Annotated in this window: 18 protein-coding genes and 2 pseudogenes; 5 read left to right on the plus strand and 15 right to left on the minus strand. The window is 59.6% G+C overall.

All coding sequences use genetic code 11. The annotated features are described in order from the left end of the window. Positions 1-117: 117 nt before the first annotated feature. The 7 genes and pseudogenes from IB244_RS27670 to IB244_RS27700 all read right to left on the minus strand — a co-directional run. Positions 118-750, minus strand: a pseudogene (locus IB244_RS27670) (ArdC family protein); the annotation flags it as partial. Between the two features lie 303 nt (positions 751-1,053). Further along, positions 1,054-1,641 carry a hypothetical protein gene (locus tag IB244_RS27675; RefSeq protein WP_029792383.1) on the minus strand — a complete coding sequence of 196 codons (588 nt, stop codon included), beginning with the start codon at positions 1,639-1,641 and terminating at the stop codon, positions 1,054-1,056. A gap of 318 nt (positions 1,642-1,959) precedes the next feature. Continuing rightward, entirely contained in the window at positions 1,960-2,409 is a 450-nt protein-coding gene (locus IB244_RS27680; protein WP_029792382.1) for a hypothetical protein, read from the minus strand. A 4-nt stretch (positions 2,410-2,413) separates the two neighbouring features. Next, positions 2,414-2,761: a hypothetical protein gene (locus IB244_RS27685; protein ID WP_029792381.1), complete on the minus strand. Its 348-nt coding sequence runs from the start codon at positions 2,759-2,761 to the stop codon at positions 2,414-2,416. After that, positions 2,758-3,654, minus strand: a complete 897-nt coding sequence (locus IB244_RS27690) for a DUF7007 domain-containing protein (RefSeq protein WP_029792380.1) — start codon at positions 3,652-3,654, stop codon at positions 2,758-2,760. The genes IB244_RS27685 and IB244_RS27690 overlap by 4 nt, the downstream gene beginning before the upstream one ends. Before the next feature lie 90 nt (positions 3,655-3,744). Beyond that, complete coding sequence (locus IB244_RS27695) at positions 3,745-5,493, minus strand: ParB N-terminal domain-containing protein (protein WP_192306312.1); 1,749 nt, start codon at positions 5,491-5,493, stop codon at positions 3,745-3,747. Positions 5,494-5,839: 346 nt separating this feature from the next. After that, a complete protein-coding gene (locus IB244_RS27700) occupies positions 5,840-6,157 on the minus strand; it encodes a hypothetical protein (RefSeq protein WP_029792378.1) in 318 nt (105 codons plus the stop codon). Between the two features lie 255 nt (positions 6,158-6,412). Between IB244_RS27700 and istA the strand changes: the two are divergent. From istA to IB244_RS27725, 5 genes and pseudogenes are all read left to right on the plus strand, one after another. Further along, positions 6,413-7,567, plus strand: a pseudogene (istA, locus tag IB244_RS27705) (IS21 family transposase); the annotation flags it as partial. After that, entirely contained in the window at positions 7,557-8,369 is an 813-nt protein-coding gene (gene istB / locus IB244_RS27710) for an IS21-like element helper ATPase IstB (protein WP_029792376.1), read from the plus strand. The pseudogene istA and the gene istB, both read left to right, overlap by 11 nt. Before the next feature lie 104 nt (positions 8,370-8,473). Further along, the gene (locus IB244_RS27715; RefSeq protein ID WP_029792374.1) at positions 8,474-8,836 is read left to right on the plus strand and encodes a transposase; all 363 of its coding nucleotides are present in this window, start codon (positions 8,474-8,476) and stop codon (positions 8,834-8,836) included. Beyond that, positions 8,833-9,402, plus strand: a complete 570-nt coding sequence (locus IB244_RS27720) for an IS3 family transposase (protein WP_246734707.1) — start codon at positions 8,833-8,835, stop codon at positions 9,400-9,402. The genes IB244_RS27715 and IB244_RS27720 overlap by 4 nt, the downstream gene beginning before the upstream one ends. Further along, entirely contained in the window at positions 9,399-9,623 is a 225-nt protein-coding gene (locus tag IB244_RS27725; protein WP_029792371.1) for an integrase core domain-containing protein, read from the plus strand. Before IB244_RS27720 ends, IB244_RS27725 begins: the two co-directional genes overlap by 4 nt. 292 nt (positions 9,624-9,915) lie before the next feature. Here IB244_RS27725 and IB244_RS27730 read toward each other — a convergent pair whose 3' ends face one another. The 8 genes from IB244_RS27730 to IB244_RS27760 all read right to left on the minus strand — a co-directional run bounded on the left by IB244_RS27730 (position 9,916) and on the right by IB244_RS27760 (position 17,734). Next, the gene (locus tag IB244_RS27730; RefSeq protein WP_029792369.1) at positions 9,916-10,530 is read right to left on the minus strand and encodes an MIP/aquaporin family protein; all 615 of its coding nucleotides are present in this window, start codon (positions 10,528-10,530) and stop codon (positions 9,916-9,918) included. Positions 10,531-10,772: 242 nt separating this feature from the next. Continuing rightward, positions 10,773-11,000, minus strand: coding sequence for a hypothetical protein (locus IB244_RS27735; protein ID WP_192240503.1), 228 nt, complete (start codon positions 10,998-11,000; stop codon positions 10,773-10,775). 307 nt (positions 11,001-11,307) lie between these two features. Further along, a complete protein-coding gene (locus IB244_RS27740; protein WP_192240504.1) occupies positions 11,308-11,616 on the minus strand; it encodes a potassium channel family protein in 309 nt (102 codons plus the stop codon). A gap of 306 nt (positions 11,617-11,922) precedes the next feature. Further along, positions 11,923-12,135 (minus strand): hypothetical protein, encoded by a 213-nt coding sequence (locus tag IB244_RS32575; RefSeq protein ID WP_246734708.1) that lies wholly within the window; start codon positions 12,133-12,135, stop codon positions 11,923-11,925. Further along, the gene (locus IB244_RS27745; protein WP_029792812.1) at positions 12,132-12,938 is read right to left on the minus strand and encodes a DUF2092 domain-containing protein; all 807 of its coding nucleotides are present in this window, start codon (positions 12,936-12,938) and stop codon (positions 12,132-12,134) included. The genes IB244_RS32575 and IB244_RS27745 overlap by 4 nt, the downstream gene beginning before the upstream one ends. Further along, a complete protein-coding gene (locus IB244_RS27750; protein ID WP_192306323.1) occupies positions 12,935-13,159 on the minus strand; it encodes a hypothetical protein in 225 nt (74 codons plus the stop codon). Before IB244_RS27750 ends, IB244_RS27745 begins: the two co-directional genes overlap by 4 nt. A gap of 48 nt (positions 13,160-13,207) precedes the next feature. Continuing rightward, complete coding sequence (aspT, locus tag IB244_RS27755; protein WP_192240505.1) at positions 13,208-14,899, minus strand: aspartate-alanine antiporter; 1,692 nt, start codon at positions 14,897-14,899, stop codon at positions 13,208-13,210. Positions 14,900-14,977: 78 nt separating this feature from the next. Next, positions 14,978-17,734, minus strand: a complete 2,757-nt coding sequence (locus IB244_RS27760; RefSeq protein WP_049809275.1) for a decarboxylase — start codon at positions 17,732-17,734, stop codon at positions 14,978-14,980. Positions 17,735-18,066: the final 332 nt, after the last annotated feature.

The following is an 18,066-nucleotide window of genomic DNA, read 5'->3' on the forward strand; positions in this document are numbered from 1 at the left end:
ATTGGGCATTGAAGCTGCTTGATGACTAACTGCTCCGATTATGCCGAACTACCGCATGGCCGAAACGAGGCTCGACAACGGCTAAACTCGGTCATGCGGCATAATCCGGCCCACGGCATAATGGGTCGATTCATGACTCAACGTCGCGTAGTAGCTGGCAGCATCCTTGAACGCCTGAAGCGGCGGCATCTGAATGAAATCCGGCCCAGGCGCATAGAAAGCCTGGTTGCCGCCGTGGCGGATAACGGCGCCAGTGTTCCGGAAGAAGCGCTCGGCGGCTTCAATCCGTTCGACTGGGCTGAGGTCGGGCGTCGGTCGATCAAAGTAGTGATCGGGCAGGCCGTCGATCTGTTCGATATTAAAGACAGAATAGGCTTTGAGAAACGGGATTTCCCGGTCTATCTCGCCGCCTTTCCCATCCACCTCGGACTTGGTAAACCGGCTGGCAAAGACAACCGTTGAGCCTGTCTCGCCCTTCCGGACGGAAGCACCCAATTCCAGCGCCTGCTTAAATGTCATCCACATCGACGAGGCAAAGCCACGCGATATCTGTTCCGACCAGAGCAGGAGCACATTCATCCCCGAATAGGGAAGGCCATTGTGGCGAAGCGGTCGCGTGATGCGACCGTCGGTGTTGGAAGCACACCATGGCTTCATCCAGGGGCGGACGCCTTGAGCGAGCTCTTCGATAATCCGGTCGGTGATCCTGCTGTATATGTCAGCGCGCTGTGATTGCGAATTCCTGCTCATTTCCATCTCCATATGTGCGAACCGCGCCAATCGCGGTCCCCTCGCGGAGGCAAAAGGCAGGAGCTCCGGAGGCGGGGCCAAGCACCGGAACGGCCGTAACAGCGTGGAGGACGGCGAAGCCGTTGCCTGGCGCCGGCGGCTCCTGCAGGCCCGAAGCGAAGACGGACCGCATCGGCCGGATCGCCGGGTCCTTCTTTTCCTTCCTTCCCTCTCATCTGCGCCGCAGGCAGTAAAAAGGGCCGGCACCATAAGGACCGGCCCTGCTCACGCGAGTGCGGCGGGGCGCAAGCCCCGCCGATGGTATCAATCGAAGGCGGACATCTGGGCCGCGGCCGCCTTACGATCCACGGATTGTCCGGGGTTTTCGACCGGGCGATCGAAGGGCTTCCAGCTCTCGCCGACGATGTGCTTGTAGGCGGCGACGGCACCTTCGGCTGCCATCCGCAAGGCATGAGCCTGGACGCCCATGTCGGCGGCAAATTCCCGCTTGCGGTGGGCGGCGCTATCGTAGCCGACAGGACCGTCGAGGTCCTCGTCGCGGGCGTCGTTCGCAGCCTTGGCCGTGGCGTCGCGTGCCTGGGTGACGGCATTGCTGTAGAACTGGCCGGCGCCATGAGCCGACCCGACGAAGGCGCCGACGATCCGCTGGAGGTGGATCTGCATGGCGCGCTCGCCAAGGCCTTCGCTTAGAGCATCGGCGGTCTCGGAGATCAGCCGTTCGTGGAGATCGCGGATTCCGTCGCTGTCGATGACGGCGGTCCCGAAGCTTTCGGCGATCTTGATCGCCTGGGCGCTGTCTGGGCAGGTGAGGCGGACCATTTCGACGGTGGCGCCCTTGCGGAGCTGGACGACCCGAGCGGTCTGGCGAGGATTGGTTGCGGGCTTGGCCATGTCTCTTCCTTTCGAGCCGAAGCGGTTCCGGCCCCGTGCCGGCTTGCCCTTCGGTGCGGTCGACCCGAACCGGCGGAAGACGGGCTGTTCAAGGTCCGGGCCTGTCCAGACCAAGCGGAGTCGATCTGCGAGCAAGCAAGGCAACCGCCCTGCGAGGCCGAGCGGAGCTGCTCCGTGCAGGATGGCGGGTTCCGGCCGCCCCGCGGCGCGACAGCGGCCTTGAAGCGGACGGCCGCTGGTTCAGACCGCAGCAAAACCGAAGGACAAACCGTCACGGTGCCATCACCGGACACGACAGGGATATGGCTCCAGCCCGTTCTACTCCTCGCTTTTGCCGATGCCCACATCCGAGACCGGTGCTTTCCCGTCGGGCTTGCTCCGCAATACTGCCTTGGGCAACCGGTAGGATAGAAGCCATGTTGGACCGTGGGTATTTCGAAGACCCCGTAGGGTCCCGCCATCGTCATAAGGCGGTCCACCCATCCAGACATCGCTGAGGATGCTCTCCCAGCGTCGGCCATGCTTGGCGGCATAGGCTCGTAGTGCAGCTTCCTGATCGTCGCTCAGGGCTGGCCATCGCTGGCGCCCGTGTTTGGCAGCGCGCAGAGTCATCCCGCTGCGTTCTGCGATCATCCGCTTGAGCTCCGCCACGCCCCCGTCGAGGCATGCTTTCCCTTCGAGATGATGAAACCGAAGCCAGAACGCAGTTCGCTCGGCATCGGAAGATCCGATCCCGGCCTGCTGCTCGAGGTCGCCGATTGTTGCCATGTGATCAGCCCTCCTGGCTCGCGGGATGATGTGGGCCGGCCACGGAAAGACGGTCTCTCATCGCTACTATCGCCGCGTCCTGTCGAGCCAGCTTTCGCAAGAGCGCATCGACTTCCGGCTGGCGCTCTGCCGTGAGCCCGGCAAGATTGGCGCGATAGCGCTCGAGCAGGGTGCGCCCGTCAAGCGCCTTACCGCGACGATAGCCGGTCTGGCGCCTCGCAAGTTGCGGCAGGATTGCCGTCATGCGACGGGTGATCTGCCTGTCAATGATTTCCAGCTGTCTCTGGGTCTGACGGCGAGCGTCTTCCATACGAGAGAGCTGGGTTTCGGGTGACATCACCGGTGCCATCATGCCGCCCTCGCACTCCAACCGACGAAGCTCGACGGGCCATCGTAGACGGCATGACGCGCGAGATCGATGACAAAGCCAAAGCGGCCGCGCCTACCATATTCTTCATGAGGAACGAGAAAGCGACGCTCCTCTCGCTGGAACTCGCGTCCGCCGCCTCTGGTGGCGACAACCTCGGTCATGCCGGAGTGCTGAGAGGAGGTGATTGCAGAAATGACGATCCAGTCGTCGGCATGCGCGCGATCGAACTCCGCGCGATCCTTCGACCAGGATTCCCCGGGGCTGAGCTGACGGCCACTGAGCTTTTCCCAATACTCCGGAAAGGTATGGCGCGCGGTTTCGTAGGCACAGCGGCGCTCGTAGCCGGTGAAAAGATCCGGGAACGTCAAGGCGACGATCGCCCATTCGCAATCTTCCTCGTACCAGCCACCAACGCCGCGAACCGAGGCATCAACCTGGAGATTTCGATCGGGAGAAAGATGAAAACCGCCATGGCCTGACGTCGAGTGGCTGACAATTCCCTCGGCATAGACCGTCGCCAGCTGAGAGCCGCCCCATGGCGTGCTTGCGGAAATGCGTGTCTGGACACGAGCGAGGGCTGAGAGTTCCCTCATGTGCTCCGCGGTCTCCAGCGCGCGGCGACGGAAAGTCGCTTCGTCCTTTACACGGCCATCGTGGCGGTAAAAATGGTGACGCCGCACTTCGGCTAACGGCTTGGTGATACGCCAGGCAGTGGCCAGAAAGAAGTCGCCGCTTCCGTTAGCAATGAGACCAAGGAGGATTTCGCCAATGCGTGCGACGGGAAATCCGTCGGCGCTTGTCCCGAACTCAACGCCATCGGCTGCGAGAGACGCGGATACGGGGTCTGTGGCGGAGGTGATTGAAGGTCCGTTCATGGTCAGGCTCCTTTGTTTGAAGGTGCTGAAAAGCAAACGCCGCCGGAAGGACTGGCGGCGGAGCGGAAGATCTGGAAAAGGCTGATGGGACTATTCGGCCGCGATCCCGTAGGCCGTTTCGTGATCGTCTAGCGTGCCCGGATACTCATGGGAGCCGACCATGTCGGAGGCTTCGCCCTCTTCATCAGCGTCATCGGTGACGATATCGCTGGCAACGGCTTCGGCGGTTGCGCCCTCGTCTTGCGGATTTGCATCGTGATCAAGATGCTTGAGGAGGGCGAGAACCTCCGTTGGCTCCGGCGCGAATAGGGCAGAGGGATGGACGAGGGTCGTATCGCCTTCGAAGTGGGTGACGAGAGCTGAGCGGGTCTCGCGGACACGCGCTCGCGGCTCGAGACCGGCATTCTTGGCGACAGTTTCAAGCGCCCGACGCGACAGGGATGCGAGGAACTCCTCCATCCCCATGTTCGGCAGGTAGCTGTCCGCGCCGATCGCCTCACCGGCGACACGGGAGACGACGCCGCTATTCGACACGCCACGCCGGCATGAGAACACGTCGATCAGGGCCGCACGAGCAGCGACGCGAACTGTATCCATGTCGAAAGACAGCTTGCCATCATCGGTGAAGAGCCGAGCTGCATGGCGGCCGAAGCGAGCGCTGCCGTAGAGGCCGCCGCCTGCGCCGGAGTCGACGCGAACGTTCTGTCCCGCGAAGGCGAGCACAAGCAACGCCATCAGCATATCGTCTTCGATCGGGGCGCGGCTTAGGGCATCGTGCAGAGCGTCGGTGCGGAAGTCGCCAATCATATCCTGACCCTTCTGGGTGACATCAGGACGTGCCTTCGGCGTTGAGACGGTATCGTCATTGATGGCACCGTCGGCACCCGTCGCACTGCCGCCCTTCGGCTTCGCCGCCTCGGGCATGCGGTAGTGGACGGTCTGAACTTTGCCGTCGCGATCGAGATAGAGCGCCGCGTGGTCGGACTTCGACGGTTTGCCGTAGACCTGGTTTGCCTTCTTCGGCAGTTCCGGCTGGCCCCAGCTGTTGACCTCGACAATCGAGCCACGCTTCGGCAGATTGGACGTCATCCATTCGTGCTGGGCGCCCAGAAAACCTTCGACATTGGTGGTGTAGCGGCTGTCCTGGTCGGCCGGCGCGAACAGATCTTCGACCCACTCGATGCCATAAGCCTCGCGCAGATCGTCGCCGAAGCTGGCATCCTTGGCATACATGCGCTTCTTGGTCAGGGCATTGGCGATCGACCACCAGGCTGCGGTGTCGCCCTTCTTCGGCTTATGCGCCTTCCAGACCTCTTTCTGCTCGACCTCGCCGGCGGCTGCAATGATCCGCAGCTGCTGCTCGGACGGCATGTCACCCAGCGCCATCTGCTCGAGCATTGCCGGAAGGACGTTTGCAAGCAGGCGCAGCTTGCGGATCTGGCGAACGGGCAGCGCCAGCGCGACGGCGATCGCTTCCTCGGTCCAGCCGAGTGCGACCAGCCGCTCAATGCCGCGCCATTGGTCGACCGGGTTCAGCGCTTCGCGCACGCTGTTTTCGACCATCGAGCGCATGGCGCCATTGTCGTTTGCGGCATCCGCCACCAAGATCTCGATCTCCTCGAGGCCGGCGGCTATCGCAAGTCGGACACGGCGATGACCTGCATCGATGATAAAGCCATTGCCACCACCCGTTTCAGGCGCGACGATCGGCGGCTGTACGATGCCGACGGCCTTGATCGTCGCCAGCATCAGCGCATCGGCCTGCGGCGATGATTTCGTCTGGCGCATGCGGTCGGGATTTTCCTTCAGAGCGCGGGGATCCACCTTCTTGATCTGCATGGGACTGTCCTTTCGGGAGATTTGCGAGCCGGCGCCTTGCCAGCCCTTCCTGTCTTCATTTTTCTCGAAGACACCTCCCGGACCGCGGGGCGGCCGGACTACCGCAACTGCGGCCGAGCATCCCTGCTGGGCGGGACGAGCGGGGCATCTGCCCTGCGATGGACAACCCAGCCGGGATCGCGCAGGCGGCGGTTGAGCGAAAGCGACGGCAGGAGGACCGATCTGCGACCGGTTCCAATTCCGTTCCTTTATTTTACCATGGCCTAATTTACATCGCGGCGACTAACCGACCAAATGACGCGTTGCACCGCCAGAGCTGCATATAGACGTGGCCCGTTTGAAAGACTTAGGGGCGCCGTTTCAGAAGCGAGAACGCATCAGCAATTATCCTCTTCAGCGTCGCCTTTCGATCGGCCTCGACGATGGACAATGGGGCAGGCAAAGTGGCCGGAACCTGCCCGCCAGCATCAGCATTCGCAACCGGAGCTGCGAATGAGATATCCGATTTCGGAGGAACGACGATGTGCGAGACTGTCGTTTCGTCGGACTTCACAGTGACGGCGACTTTGTTGCCGGATCGGATCTGGTCGACCACAGTTCGAGCAGCAGCCTCCTCGTCGTCGGCTTCAGTGAGAGAGGTCTGGATTACAAGATAAAAAGGCATAGGTTCCCGCGGTGTTTTTCTTAGATCTCATCGCGTTCGAGCATCGGTCAAGGCGCCGGGAGCGAAAACGAGATCCGTATCTAATATTCACATCGACTTGGCGGCCGAAGCGAAAAGGGCGCTCGACCCGTGAGGGGAGCGCCCTTTTCTCGGATCCCGGACGATATCGAAAGCCGGGGCGGTTGCCGGCGGCAGAACATCATCGAAACGGGAAGTGATGCTCAGATATTGTTGATAGCGAGAGATTTCAAGTCGCGGCGTGCGCCCGGAGAAGCTTTCCACTTCGGCTGGTCGGAGGACCGGGCGATCATCGGCAATGAGCGCACGAAGCTGCAGGTCGCACATACGAAGCTAAGCTACAGCCGCGCCTTCATCGTCCGGGCCTATCTGTTGCAGACGCACGAGATGCTGTTTGACGCCCACAATCATGCGTTCCGCGTGTTTGGCGGCATCCCCGGCCGGGGCATCTACGACGACCTGCGCACGGCAATCGACAAGGTCGGCCGTGGTAAGGAGCGAGACGTCAACGTGCGCTTTCTGGCGATGGCCAGCCACTATGTGTTCGAGCCGGAGTTCTGCAATCCTGCGTCCGGCTGGGAGAAGGGACAGGTCGAGAAGAACGTGCAGGATGCACGTCATCGCTTCTTTCAACCGATCCCACGCTTTCCATCGCTGGAAGCCCTGAACGACTGGCTTGAGCTTCGGTGCAAGGAGTTCTGGGCAAAGACCCCACACGGCCAGATGCGTGGCACCATTGCCGATATCTGGGCTGAGGAGGCTCTGGCATTAATGCCGGTCTCTTGGCCGTTCGATGGGTTCGTCGAATATACAAAGCGTGTCACGCCGACCTGCCTCGTCCATCTGGAACGCAATCGCTACAGCGTCCCGGCATCCTTCGCCAATCGTCCGGTAAGCCTTCGGGTCTATCCGGATCGTGTCGTTGTCGCTGCGGAAGGTCAGATCGTCTGCGAGCATCACCGCGTCATCGATCGCTCCCACGACCGGCCGGGGCAGACGATTTACGACTGGCGGCATTATCTGGCTGTCGTAAAGCGCAAGCCCGGCGCTCTTCGCAATGGTGCGCCGTTCGTTGAGCTACCGGACGCGTTCCGGACCTTGCAGCAATACCTGCTCAAGAAGCCCGGCGGAGACCGTGAGATGGTCGACATCCTGGCGCTCGTCCGGCAGCACGATGAACAGGCCGTCCTGTCGGCCGTCGACATGGCGCTGAAGTCGGGCGTTCCAACCAAGACGCATGTTTTGAACCTGCTGCATCGCCTCGTCGATGGCAAAACCTTCACGCCGCCGCCGATAGACACGCCCCAGGCACTGACACTCACCAATGAACCAAAGGCCAACGTCGAACGCTACGACACCCTGAGAAAGACGGAGGTTCGCCATGCGTCATAACCCAGCAAGCGGCGCGATCGTGATCATGCTGCGGCAATTGAAGATGCATGGCATGGCCCAGGCTGTCGGGGAACTGACCGAACAGGGAGCCCCGGCGTTCGAGGCCGCGATTCCGGTCCTGTCGCAGCTCCTCAAAGCGGAGACGGCAGAAAGGGAGGTCAGATCGACAGCCTATCAGCTCAAGACGGCACGCTTTCCCGCCTACCGTGATCTGAACGGTTTCGACTTCGCAAGCAGCGAGATCAACGAGGCGCTCGTGCGCCAGCTTCATCGCTGTGACTTCCTCGACGAGGCCAACAAGATCGTTCTGGTCGGCGGACCCGGCACAGGTAAAACGCATGTCGCCACCGCGATCGGCGTTCAAGCCATCGAGCATCATCATAAGCGGGTTCGCTTCTTCTCGACCGTCGAACTGGTCAACGCTCTCGAGCAGGAGAAAGCTCATGGACGGTCCGGTCAGAACGCCAACCGGCTCATACACTCCGATCTCGTTATCCTCGACGAACTTGGATACCTGCCATTCAGCGCGTCAGGCGGTGCACTGCTCTTCCATCTGTTGAGCAAACTCTACGAGCGAACCAGCGTCATCATTACCACCAACCTGAGCTTCAGCGAATGGGCCAGTGTGTTCGGCGACGCCAAGATGACTACCGCGCTGCTCGATCGCCTGACGCATCACTGCCACATCCTCGAAACCGGAAACGACAGCTTCCGATTCAAGAACAGCTCAGCGCATGAACCCAAAACCGCAAAGGAGAAAAGTAGGAACTTGACCACCACCACCGACCCAAAACATACCTAAGAGGCGTGTCAATTCTCGGCGCAAATGTGGAGTGAACCCCTCGGGCTGGACCACGGGAAACGGAAAAACTGATACGCTCTGTGGGCCTCAATCGGAGAAGGCTCATGAAGTCACGAGGTCCATATCGACGGCATTCGACACCGTTCAAGCTGCAGCTCTGCCAGGATATTCGAAGTGGTGTCATCGGACGTCGCGATGCGCAGCGCATTTACAGCGTTTCGGCCAACCTCATTCAGTTGTGGCTGACACAGTTCGATCGGGGCGAACTCAGCGATGAGGAGGCCGAGGCGAGCGTCATCGCTGAATATGAAGCGCAAATCGCGGCGCTGGAACGAAAGGTCGGCCAGCTCACGATGGAGCTGGACCTGGTGAAAAAAACACCGCGCCAGCCGATCGCCGACGGCAACGAGAAATCCTCCATCGTCACCGGCCCGCGCCCTGCTCCGTCAGACGGGGGTGCAAAATGATCGACCTCCCAAGAAGCAGCTACTATTACCGATCGACGGCAAGGGCTTTGAATCTCGGCGATACCGAGCTCGTTGCAATCATTGAGGACATCCAGGACGAGTTGCCATACTACGGATACCGTCGTGTGACGTACGAGCTTCAGCGGCGAGGCCACCTCGTCAACCATAAGCGTGTAGCGCGCGTCATGCGGGAAAATGAATTGGGGATCAAGCCACGCAAGCGCTATGTTCGCACGACGGACAGCAACCACGATTCACCAATCTACCCGAACCTCTATCGCAATGTGATCCCGGATCGACCCAACATGGTCTGGGTCGCTGATTTTACATACATTCGCATTGCCGCCGGTTTCTGCTATCTGGCTGTCATTCTCGATGCCTGTAGCCGGAAAGTCGTCGGTTATGGCCTGTCAAAACGCCTGGACACGCCGCTCGCGCTCGCGGCATTGCAGTCCGCAATCGAGAACAGAAAGCCTCCTCCCGGCTGCATTCACCACACGGATCGCGGATGCCAATACGCAAGTGACGACGGGCGCTTGATGCCGCTGGTCTACAGGGTTCCATGAGCGCCGTCGGCAACCCTTATCATAATGCGCAGGCAGAGAGCTTTATGAAGACCTTGAAAGTGGAAGATATCTACCCCGCCGGCTACGAGACCTTCGTGGACGTGGCCGACCGCTTGCCCAGGTTCATCGATGAGATCTACAATGCCAGGCGGTTGCACTCAGCCCTCGGCTACAGGTCACCAGCAGAATTTGAAACCCAACTCGCCCAGCAGGCGGCTTAGTTTGAAGCGCCTCGCTGGTCCAGCCACTCCAATGCCGGGTCACTTCTCAGTGCAAATCAACACTATGGCGTCTTCGCAGTTGCAGTTAATTTGAGAATTCGGCGCTTAGATTCTCAGCTTTAAATGCTAAAACCGGCCGAAACGGCCACATTCGCACTTTTAACTGGCAAGCGACACCGCCGGATACGTCTGAATGCACGACGCTTTAGGCCCAGGAAGCCAACGGTTTGTGTGAGTACGGTGTGTTCCGCGGTCGTCGCGTTGATACCCGTCCTATGAATTCCCAAGCCGGCTAGTTGAGCGCCTTGAAGGAGAACGCCGCTGCGGCCCCTCCCAATAGTTCCGCAATGATGTAAAACCACATGCTGGACCATAGGAGCATTCCGCGCATGGCGGCGCCGATGGCGACGGCCGGATTGAAAGCGGCTCCAGAGACCTGACCGACGGCGAAGGCGCCAGCCAGAACGGTGAAGCCGATGGCAAGACCAAAATAGGAATTGCCTTCCGTTGCCTCGGCCGTGGCCACGTTCAACACCACGTATACAAGCGCAAAGGTGAAAAGAAACTCAGCCAGAACCGCCCCCAATACGGGGGCAATGAACGGGCTAACCGGCGCCCCTTTGAGGGCGAAGCCGACGATCCACGCTGCAACGACGGCCCCGAGCAGTTGCGCGCCCCAGTAGGGCAGCACATCAGACGCAGGACACCGTCCCCGTAGGTGCACCCCGAGCGTGACTGCCGGGTTGTAGTGGGCGCCCGAGATGTGGCCCCCCGCGTAGATCATCACCATCAGCACGCTTCCGATGGCCAACGGAGCAATGACGCCCGGTGCCGCTGCCATCCCGGTGCAGCCGATTGTCAACACGAGAAAGAAAGTCCCTATGAATTCCACAGCGTACCGGCGCATGATGGATCCTTTCGTCCTGATTTTCGGGCCAGCGTCAACAACGAAGCGAGTTGCAGGGGCGCTGCCGAAGAATTAGATGGCGGGCGCCGGGCTTAGGCGTGGCGGGTTCCCTTTACCGAGACATAATCTGCTCCACGCGGAGGTAACGTCAAGGCATGATCCTGATGCGTCGACTGCGATGCCTTGTCTGGCGATCTCCTTCACCCGCCGAACCGATCTGTGGATTTGGGTACGCTCCTGATTTAGGATCGGCGTGAAGGCCACCGCGCAATGCTGGCGAGCGCGTCCCCGAAACTGTTATCGTCGCTGCCGGCGAGATCGAAGGCGTAGTCAACATCGGCAAAGACGCTGGTCGCCTCGTTCCACTCGAATGGAAGACCGCGCCGGCCTTCCATTCGAGTGACGTGCTCTCGCTTCCGATCGCGAAGGGACGGCGTTGAAGGTGGCGTTGCCGCTGTCGGAAAAGCCATGCCACAGGTTGCATCCAAATGCGTGAGCATCTGGGTGGACCGACCTGGGTGTAATTTTCAAGCCGACCCCCCAGAGACGCCGGCGTCGCATAAAAGACTGCATCAAAGATAAATATTCCGCCATGGGCGCGATCCTTCCACCAACGCCCAAGAGAAATGGACTGATCCGGTGTAGGCGAGCCTAAGACTCAGAATCAGCGTAGGTAAGAATGAAAGTTTCGGGCGTTCTGACAAGCATACGGGAGCCCCGAGCGGCCGCTTGTTCGTCCGGCTAAATCTTTGGGGGGCCGTCCAAGGGACGCGAACCTCAAGGGACTTTCCGATCAGCAGCGCTCAGAGCCTTGACGGTTACCGCTGCAATCAGACCGGTCAGCACAATCCCGGCAAAACCGATTACCAATGCCAGCACCCGAGCCGTGAAATGTTTGGGCGTGAAATCGCCGTAGCCGATGGTAAGTCCTGTGACGAAGGTGAAGTAGAGAGCTTCGCCCATCCCCCAGTCCTCAATGCGCCAAATTGCAAGGCCGCATCCAACCATTACGGTGATGATCCCGGACAAGATTGGCCAGACCACGCCAATCTGCTCGATGAGGGCGTTGAAGAATAGGCGCCTCATTTGCTTCGCGTTCTGCCCGCTGCCTGTTTCTGCTGTCACGAGCTTCGACCTTTCTGCGGTTAGTGTCATAGGAGCCGAGGCCGCAGGGCGTACAGCCCGTCCCACCTCCTTTTTGTCTGGAGCGCTTGACCACCAGCGCAACGAACCCTCGGGCCGCGTGAGAGGCAAGTCGATCGCATCCCGAGCAGCCGGATCATTATTGCCTACATCCGCATCGTCACCAGACGTGGCAGATACTGCTTTAAACGATGCCTTTCTGAGTGAGGCTCCTAGTCACCTGAATCTGAAGTTCGGTTCATTGTTTGACTAGCAGTTATACACTCCGGCTGCGCAACGCCGCGACGAGCGTCTCGCCACGCCGGCCACGCTGACCGGGGTCAAGGGGCGCCCGACTCTTGCCTCCGCAGTCGAGACAAAACTATGAACACTTGGGATCGTAAGAACTTCGCCCAACTCGAGCGCGACAAATCCCATGACGGCGGCAATCAAGAGAACTCCCAGTTTCCTGAACATTGTCATTTTTTTCCTCCTACGGCAAAGTGTGCGGGTAGTTCGTCGATATCCTTTAGGTCCTTGAGGTCGGCCTTCTTGGCGCCGGTTGTGTTGTTGAAGGCGAAATCGTCAGCGGCAACGTCAGCGCCTGTTTTCCAATCCCTGATCTGGATGCTGTACTGTGGTGCTCGGTCAACCTTCATGGCGGTGACCACATATCGGCAGGGATAAGGGTGCTCGCCTTGGGCGATCCATATCTGCCAATCGACGTCCTTGTTGCGAAACGCGAGATGATCGCATTCCGTACCCCCGATCACACCACTGCCGAGATCCTTCACATCGACTACGTCGGCCATCAATTTATCGTAGACATTGGGAAGCAGCAGGTCAGCGCCGGGTATGGGCTTGTCAAGCTTTTCCCTCAATTCGTCAACCAGATGTTTGACCGTACCGGGCACCTCCACCTGAGTGTAGACATTGAGGTCCTTTCCCAGCACAGTGAGCGTCTTTCCGTCGAAAACCATTTCGACATCGGCAAAGCCCCCGGTCCGGGCGACGCGGATCTTGTCGGGCCGGCCTATCTCAATCTTGCCCGAGCTCGCAAGTAGCAATTTCTGGTGTTGCTTGGTGACGACCTCGAGATTGCTGTCATATGCAAATGAAATGGCCTTCTGCGCATCCAAATAGTCCGACATCGCCTTGAGCAGCTGCTTGGCCTCCGCGTCGCCGGCCGTTGCGCCCGGCGGTGATCCCAACACAAAGATCAGCAATAGCGCCGATGAAAGCGCAGCCGCATTCGGCCACATGACTTTTCGCGTTATCCTCTTCATTGAAGTCCGCCTCCCTGTTTGTTTGACAACGATGCCTTGTCTGACTCAGCTGCTTCAAAATCGGACTTGGCCGCCCATTCCAGTTGGGATTGCCGCGACCAGCATTCCGGTACGCTGATTGGGATGGCCTTTGAGGTATTCTTGGCAAGCTGGATTAGCTCATCCTTGATCTCGAAAGGACGTAGGACCTCGGACTTGTATAGCGTAAGGGCGTCAGCCATGACCCGCTCCTGTTTTGAACGATCGCGCGAAAGGTCAGTCTTTCGCGGTTATGTCATCAACATCACCAGGACCATGCCCCAGGTCGTCAGCAATATGCTTCCGACGGCGTAGGAAACCGTGTAGCCGAGTGCGGGAATGTGGCTGCTGGCGCGGTCGTTGATCATGCCAAGGGCGGCGGTCGTTGTGCGTGCACCGGCGCAGCATCCAAGCAGTATCGCTTCATCGAAGCGAAACACGTATTTTGCGACATACATCGCCAGTACGAGAGGCACAGTCGTTACAAAAACACCCCAGAGGAACAGGCTAAAACCGAGTTCCCTCAGCCCCGCGACAAAGCTCGGCCCCGAGGAGATCCCAACCACGGCGATAAACACATTCAGGCCAACGGAATTCATGAACCACACGGTCGAGGACGGGATACGGCCAAAGGTTGGGCGCACCGAGCGAAGCCAACCGAAAAAGAGGCCGGAAACCAACGTGCCGCCAGCGGTGGACAGCGTAAGAGGCACGCTGCCGATCTTGTAAACCAATGCACCGAGCAAGGCGCCTATCGCTATTGCCGCACCGATAAACGCCACATCCGCCACATCGGTCGCGCGGTCCGGGCGACCCAGCAACTTTGTGGCCGCCGCTATGTCCTGGGTTCGTCCGACAAGATTGACGATATCACCCCGGTGCAACGTCGTGTCGGCGAAAATCGGAATATCCGTCGCGGTCACTCCACGGGTGATTTTTCGCAGGAACACACCGCGAGCGCCTGGAGCTCTGGCCAACTCGGCCAGCGTCATGCCGTCCACCTCTTTGCTGGTGACGTAGACGTCGACGCCTTCGATCGGCACCGCCAGCAGTTCCCGATCGTCGACTTCATCCGCCGCTGTGCCGATCAGATTGACCAGTACCTCTCGGCGGCCAGCCACGGCCACGACATCGCCGGCCTGGATGAGCGTGTCGCCAGTGGCGTCGATAATCTGCTGGCCGCGTCGAATACCCTCTACGAAAACGCGCTGATCGGGAAGGAGTGCCTCGGCCGCCTGCGCCGTCTTACCGACGATGGGCGCCTCCTCCCGCACGCGAAATGCCCGCAATTCAAAGCGGTGCCAGGCCGTCCCCGGCCCTCCCAATTGCTTCTTGCCTCCGCGGCTTTCCTCGTAGCGCTTGCAGGCGGCCGGCAGATCGATGCCAAGAAGCGCAGGGCCGATGGTGGAAAGAATGATCGCGGAGCCCATTGTGCCGAAGATGTAGGTGACGGCATATGCAACCGGCATCGCGTCGAGGAGCGCCTTCGTTTCCTCGGCTGGCAGACCCAGCCGGCCGATCGCATCGGTCGCAAGCCCCATCGAAGCGGAGATCGTCGTCGAACCGGCGTAGAGGCCGGCAGCGGAACCTACGCTATAACCGGCCAACCTTGCGCCGATATAGGCGGTGCCGAGGCAGAACGAGCTAACCAACACCGAGAACAACGCCTGCGGTATTCCGTCCTGCGAGATGCCCCGGACGAATTGCGGTCCAACGCCATAGCCGATGGCGAAAAGGAACATCAAGAAAAACGTCGGTTTCAGCGGCCCCGAAACCGCAATGCCAATCTGGCCGATGATCACGGCGGCAATGAGCGTCGCGGTGACCGCGCCAAGGCCCAAGCCTCTGTAGAAGAATGAGCCAAAATAATACCCAAAGCCCAGGGCCAGAAAGATGGCGATTTCCGGGTAGCTTCGCAGCGTCTGGAAAAACCAGTCGATCATGAAGTCACCCATCCCTGTGACAGTGCATGTGCCGAGACCCGTAAGCGATTTGTCGACACGGCCTAAAACCTTCCTGCCCTATGCTCTGGTGCATTCCTCAGGCGGCTCGCTTCGTCGACTTACCGGTGCGTTCGCCAGCGCTTCCGCACGCACCAGCTTCAAGCCTTCGGCGGCGTCATAGCCATGGATTTCCTTCACGTCGAGTTTGCGCATGAAGTCGATCGTTTCCTGGGTGATCACCTGCCCCGGCACCATGATCGGAAAGCCCGGCGGGTACGGGATGACGAAATTCGCGGAAACGAGATCGGGGCCCTCTTTCAGCCGCCTGTCGATCTCCGGATCCGCAAGCCGAATATACTCGCATCCGTCGGCATTGTAGGCGGAGTAGAAACCGCCACGAATGTCGCCTTCGTTCGTCCGTTGGCCGGCGTCTGCCCGGAAGGCATCATGAAAATGGGAAAAGTTCGGCAGGTCCGGCACATCTGTCATAAGGCTCTTCACCCGGGCTTCGAATTCCTTCCGGACGTTGGGACCGCTTCCGACCAGGCGCTGATCGATCTCGCTGCTGATCTCGACCAGCACCCGGATCAGATGAGCAACGTCGCTACGCGTGTTGTTGATGTTCGATTGCAGCAGGACCGAATTCCGGGACGTCTTGTTGAGCTGTATGTTGTAGCGGTCTGCCAGAAGTTTCTTGAACTGCGTACCGTCAAACCCCGCCGTGCCGCAAACAAGCGTCATGCGCGTTGGGTCAAGGCAGAATTCATCATCCTTGAAGCTGCGCCAGGCAGCCACCCAGTTTGACCCGGGGTCGAGGAAGTCGGTGAAGCCACTCTCACGGAACTGATCTGGCACCATCTTGTCGGAGCCGAGCACATGGAAATATTTGGAGATCAGGGGGTGCCGCCCAATCGCCTGTCGGATTGCCAGCGCGATCTCGATCGCATTGTGCACCAGGCCATAGCCCTCCAGCTCCATCTGCCGTCGCGCGACGTCGAGACTGGCAATCAATTGCTGGTTCGGGCTGGTGGAGGCGTGAGTGAACACCGCTTCGTGGAATTGTGCTTCCACGCTGCGGAACTCGACATCCTTGACCAACAGCATCGAGCCCTGGCGCAGGGCAGACATCGATTTGTGCGTGGAATTCGTCTGATAGACGCGCAGCTTAACCTTGCGCGGGTCGGGGATCAGACGCTTGTCCAGCAGCGTGTCGTCGGACGGGCTCGCACCCAACTCCGCCTGTTGCGCCTCGTAGGCTGCAACGGAATCCGGATCGTGAATCCACGTCTCGATATCGTGGGCCGCGCCCATGGCCGTGCGGGGACGCAAGAACGGGGAGAACCGCGCAAATCCGAACCATGCCTCGTCCCACAGGAAAATCAGATCCGGCTTGATCGCGAGGCACTCTTCCATGACTCGCCGCGTATTGTAGATATGGCCGTCGAAGGTGCAGTTGGTCAGGTCGACCATCTTGGCGCGGTTCAGCCTTCCGTCCGCCTTCAGGTTCAACAGCGCCTGCTTGATAGTGCGAAGGGGGACTGCTCCGTACATCGAGTATTCCGTCATCGGGAATGCCTCGACATAGAGCGGCTGCGCACCTGCGAGCACCACTCCGTAATGGTGCGACTTATGGCAATTGCGATCGACGATCACGATATCGCCCGGCGCCAGCAGCGCCTGAACCGCCATCTTGTTCGACGTCGACGTCCCGTTGGTCACGAAGAAGACGTGGTCGGCGCCGAACGCCCTTGCGGCCAGTTCCTGCGCCTTCTTGATATTGCCCGTCGGTTCCAACAGGCTGTCGAGGCCCCCGGTGGTCGCGCTGCTTTCGGCAAGAAACAGAGTCGGTCCGTAGAACTCGCCCATGTCCCGAATCCAGTCGGACTTGAAGATCGACTTGCCTCTGGCGATCGGCAGGGCATGAAAGGTGCCGACCGGTCGCTGCGCATACTTCTTGAGATTGTCGAAGAAGGGCGTCTCATATCGCGCTTGCACCCCCTCGAGGATCGCCAGATGAAGTTCCAGCAACTCCTCGACTGAATAGAAGATGCGGCGTGCGACGCTTGCATCGGCCTGGCCAGCCAATTCCTCGACGCGCCGATTTACCATCAGATACAGATCGAGTTCAGGACGAACACGCTTCAGAATCTTGGCCAGCCCGAGGGCCGACGCAGTGTTCGCTTCCTTGGAGTTGAGAGACGCTATCAAGGACCGCAACACCGGCGCATCCTGCCGCGAGCGCAAGGAAAATCCCTCGTTTATGACGATCGCTCCTACATTGGGATTGAGAATCGTCGCGCAGAATGCATCCTCGAGGCTTCCGACGAAAACCGGCTCGTAAATGAACGTGTCCAGCGGACGGCGAAGTTTACGCCATTCGGTGCAAAGCGCCAGCCAGCTCGACGCGGGAACCCCCGTGACGATCAGTGTCTCGAAATAGGGTCGGTGATGCTCCCGCGCGGTGAGCGACGACGGCACGATTTCCGGAACGCTGTCACGAACATCCTCACCCGGATCCCAGTCGCCCGCGTCCTGCCGAAACGACCTCGTCATCACAGCACGGACGATGCGGTTTACGAGATGCACCGTGGCAGCGGCTTCATCCGCTGCGGCGTTTTCCCGCAACGCCGATAAAAGCTGTCCACCAGGGTAAGCGAAATAGGCCTCGGTAATCGTCAGGTCTGCGAGTTCTTCTTCGAACCCAGCCCGATCAAGCGAACCGGCAAGCCATGCATCGGCAGAATCGGCGAGATCGCGCCATCGATCACCCCTGGCATTCGGCCCTGAGAAAAATTGGTCAATCCGGCTAGATTTATGCATCGGATCACGCGACATAATTACCTCCGCCGAAGAATATTCGCTGGAAAAGTAAGCCTGCCTGCCGAAACTCTACGTTGACCTGATATTAGAAATACCTACTCGCTAAATTAGTAGAAAGCTACGTTTTTTTTGTAAGGGTTAGACGTGTTTTCGGCCTGCCAGGCGTGCTGCGACGCACCAATCGACCAAAAGCCCTGAATAGCTGTCGTGAGCACGGTCGCGGAACCAACGACAAGGAGGTGCTGGACTCAAACCTCACCCAGCACTCTCGGTAAATAGTCAACGATCCGACAGGACATCACGCTCGGGTGCCCTCTCCGCTCGTAACATCCCCTAAACTACGTGTT

The sequence above is a fragment of the Rhizobium sp. RHZ02 genome, assembly GCF_014851575.1.
Taxonomy (GTDB): Bacteria; Pseudomonadota; Alphaproteobacteria; order Rhizobiales; family Rhizobiaceae; genus Rhizobium; species Rhizobium altiplani.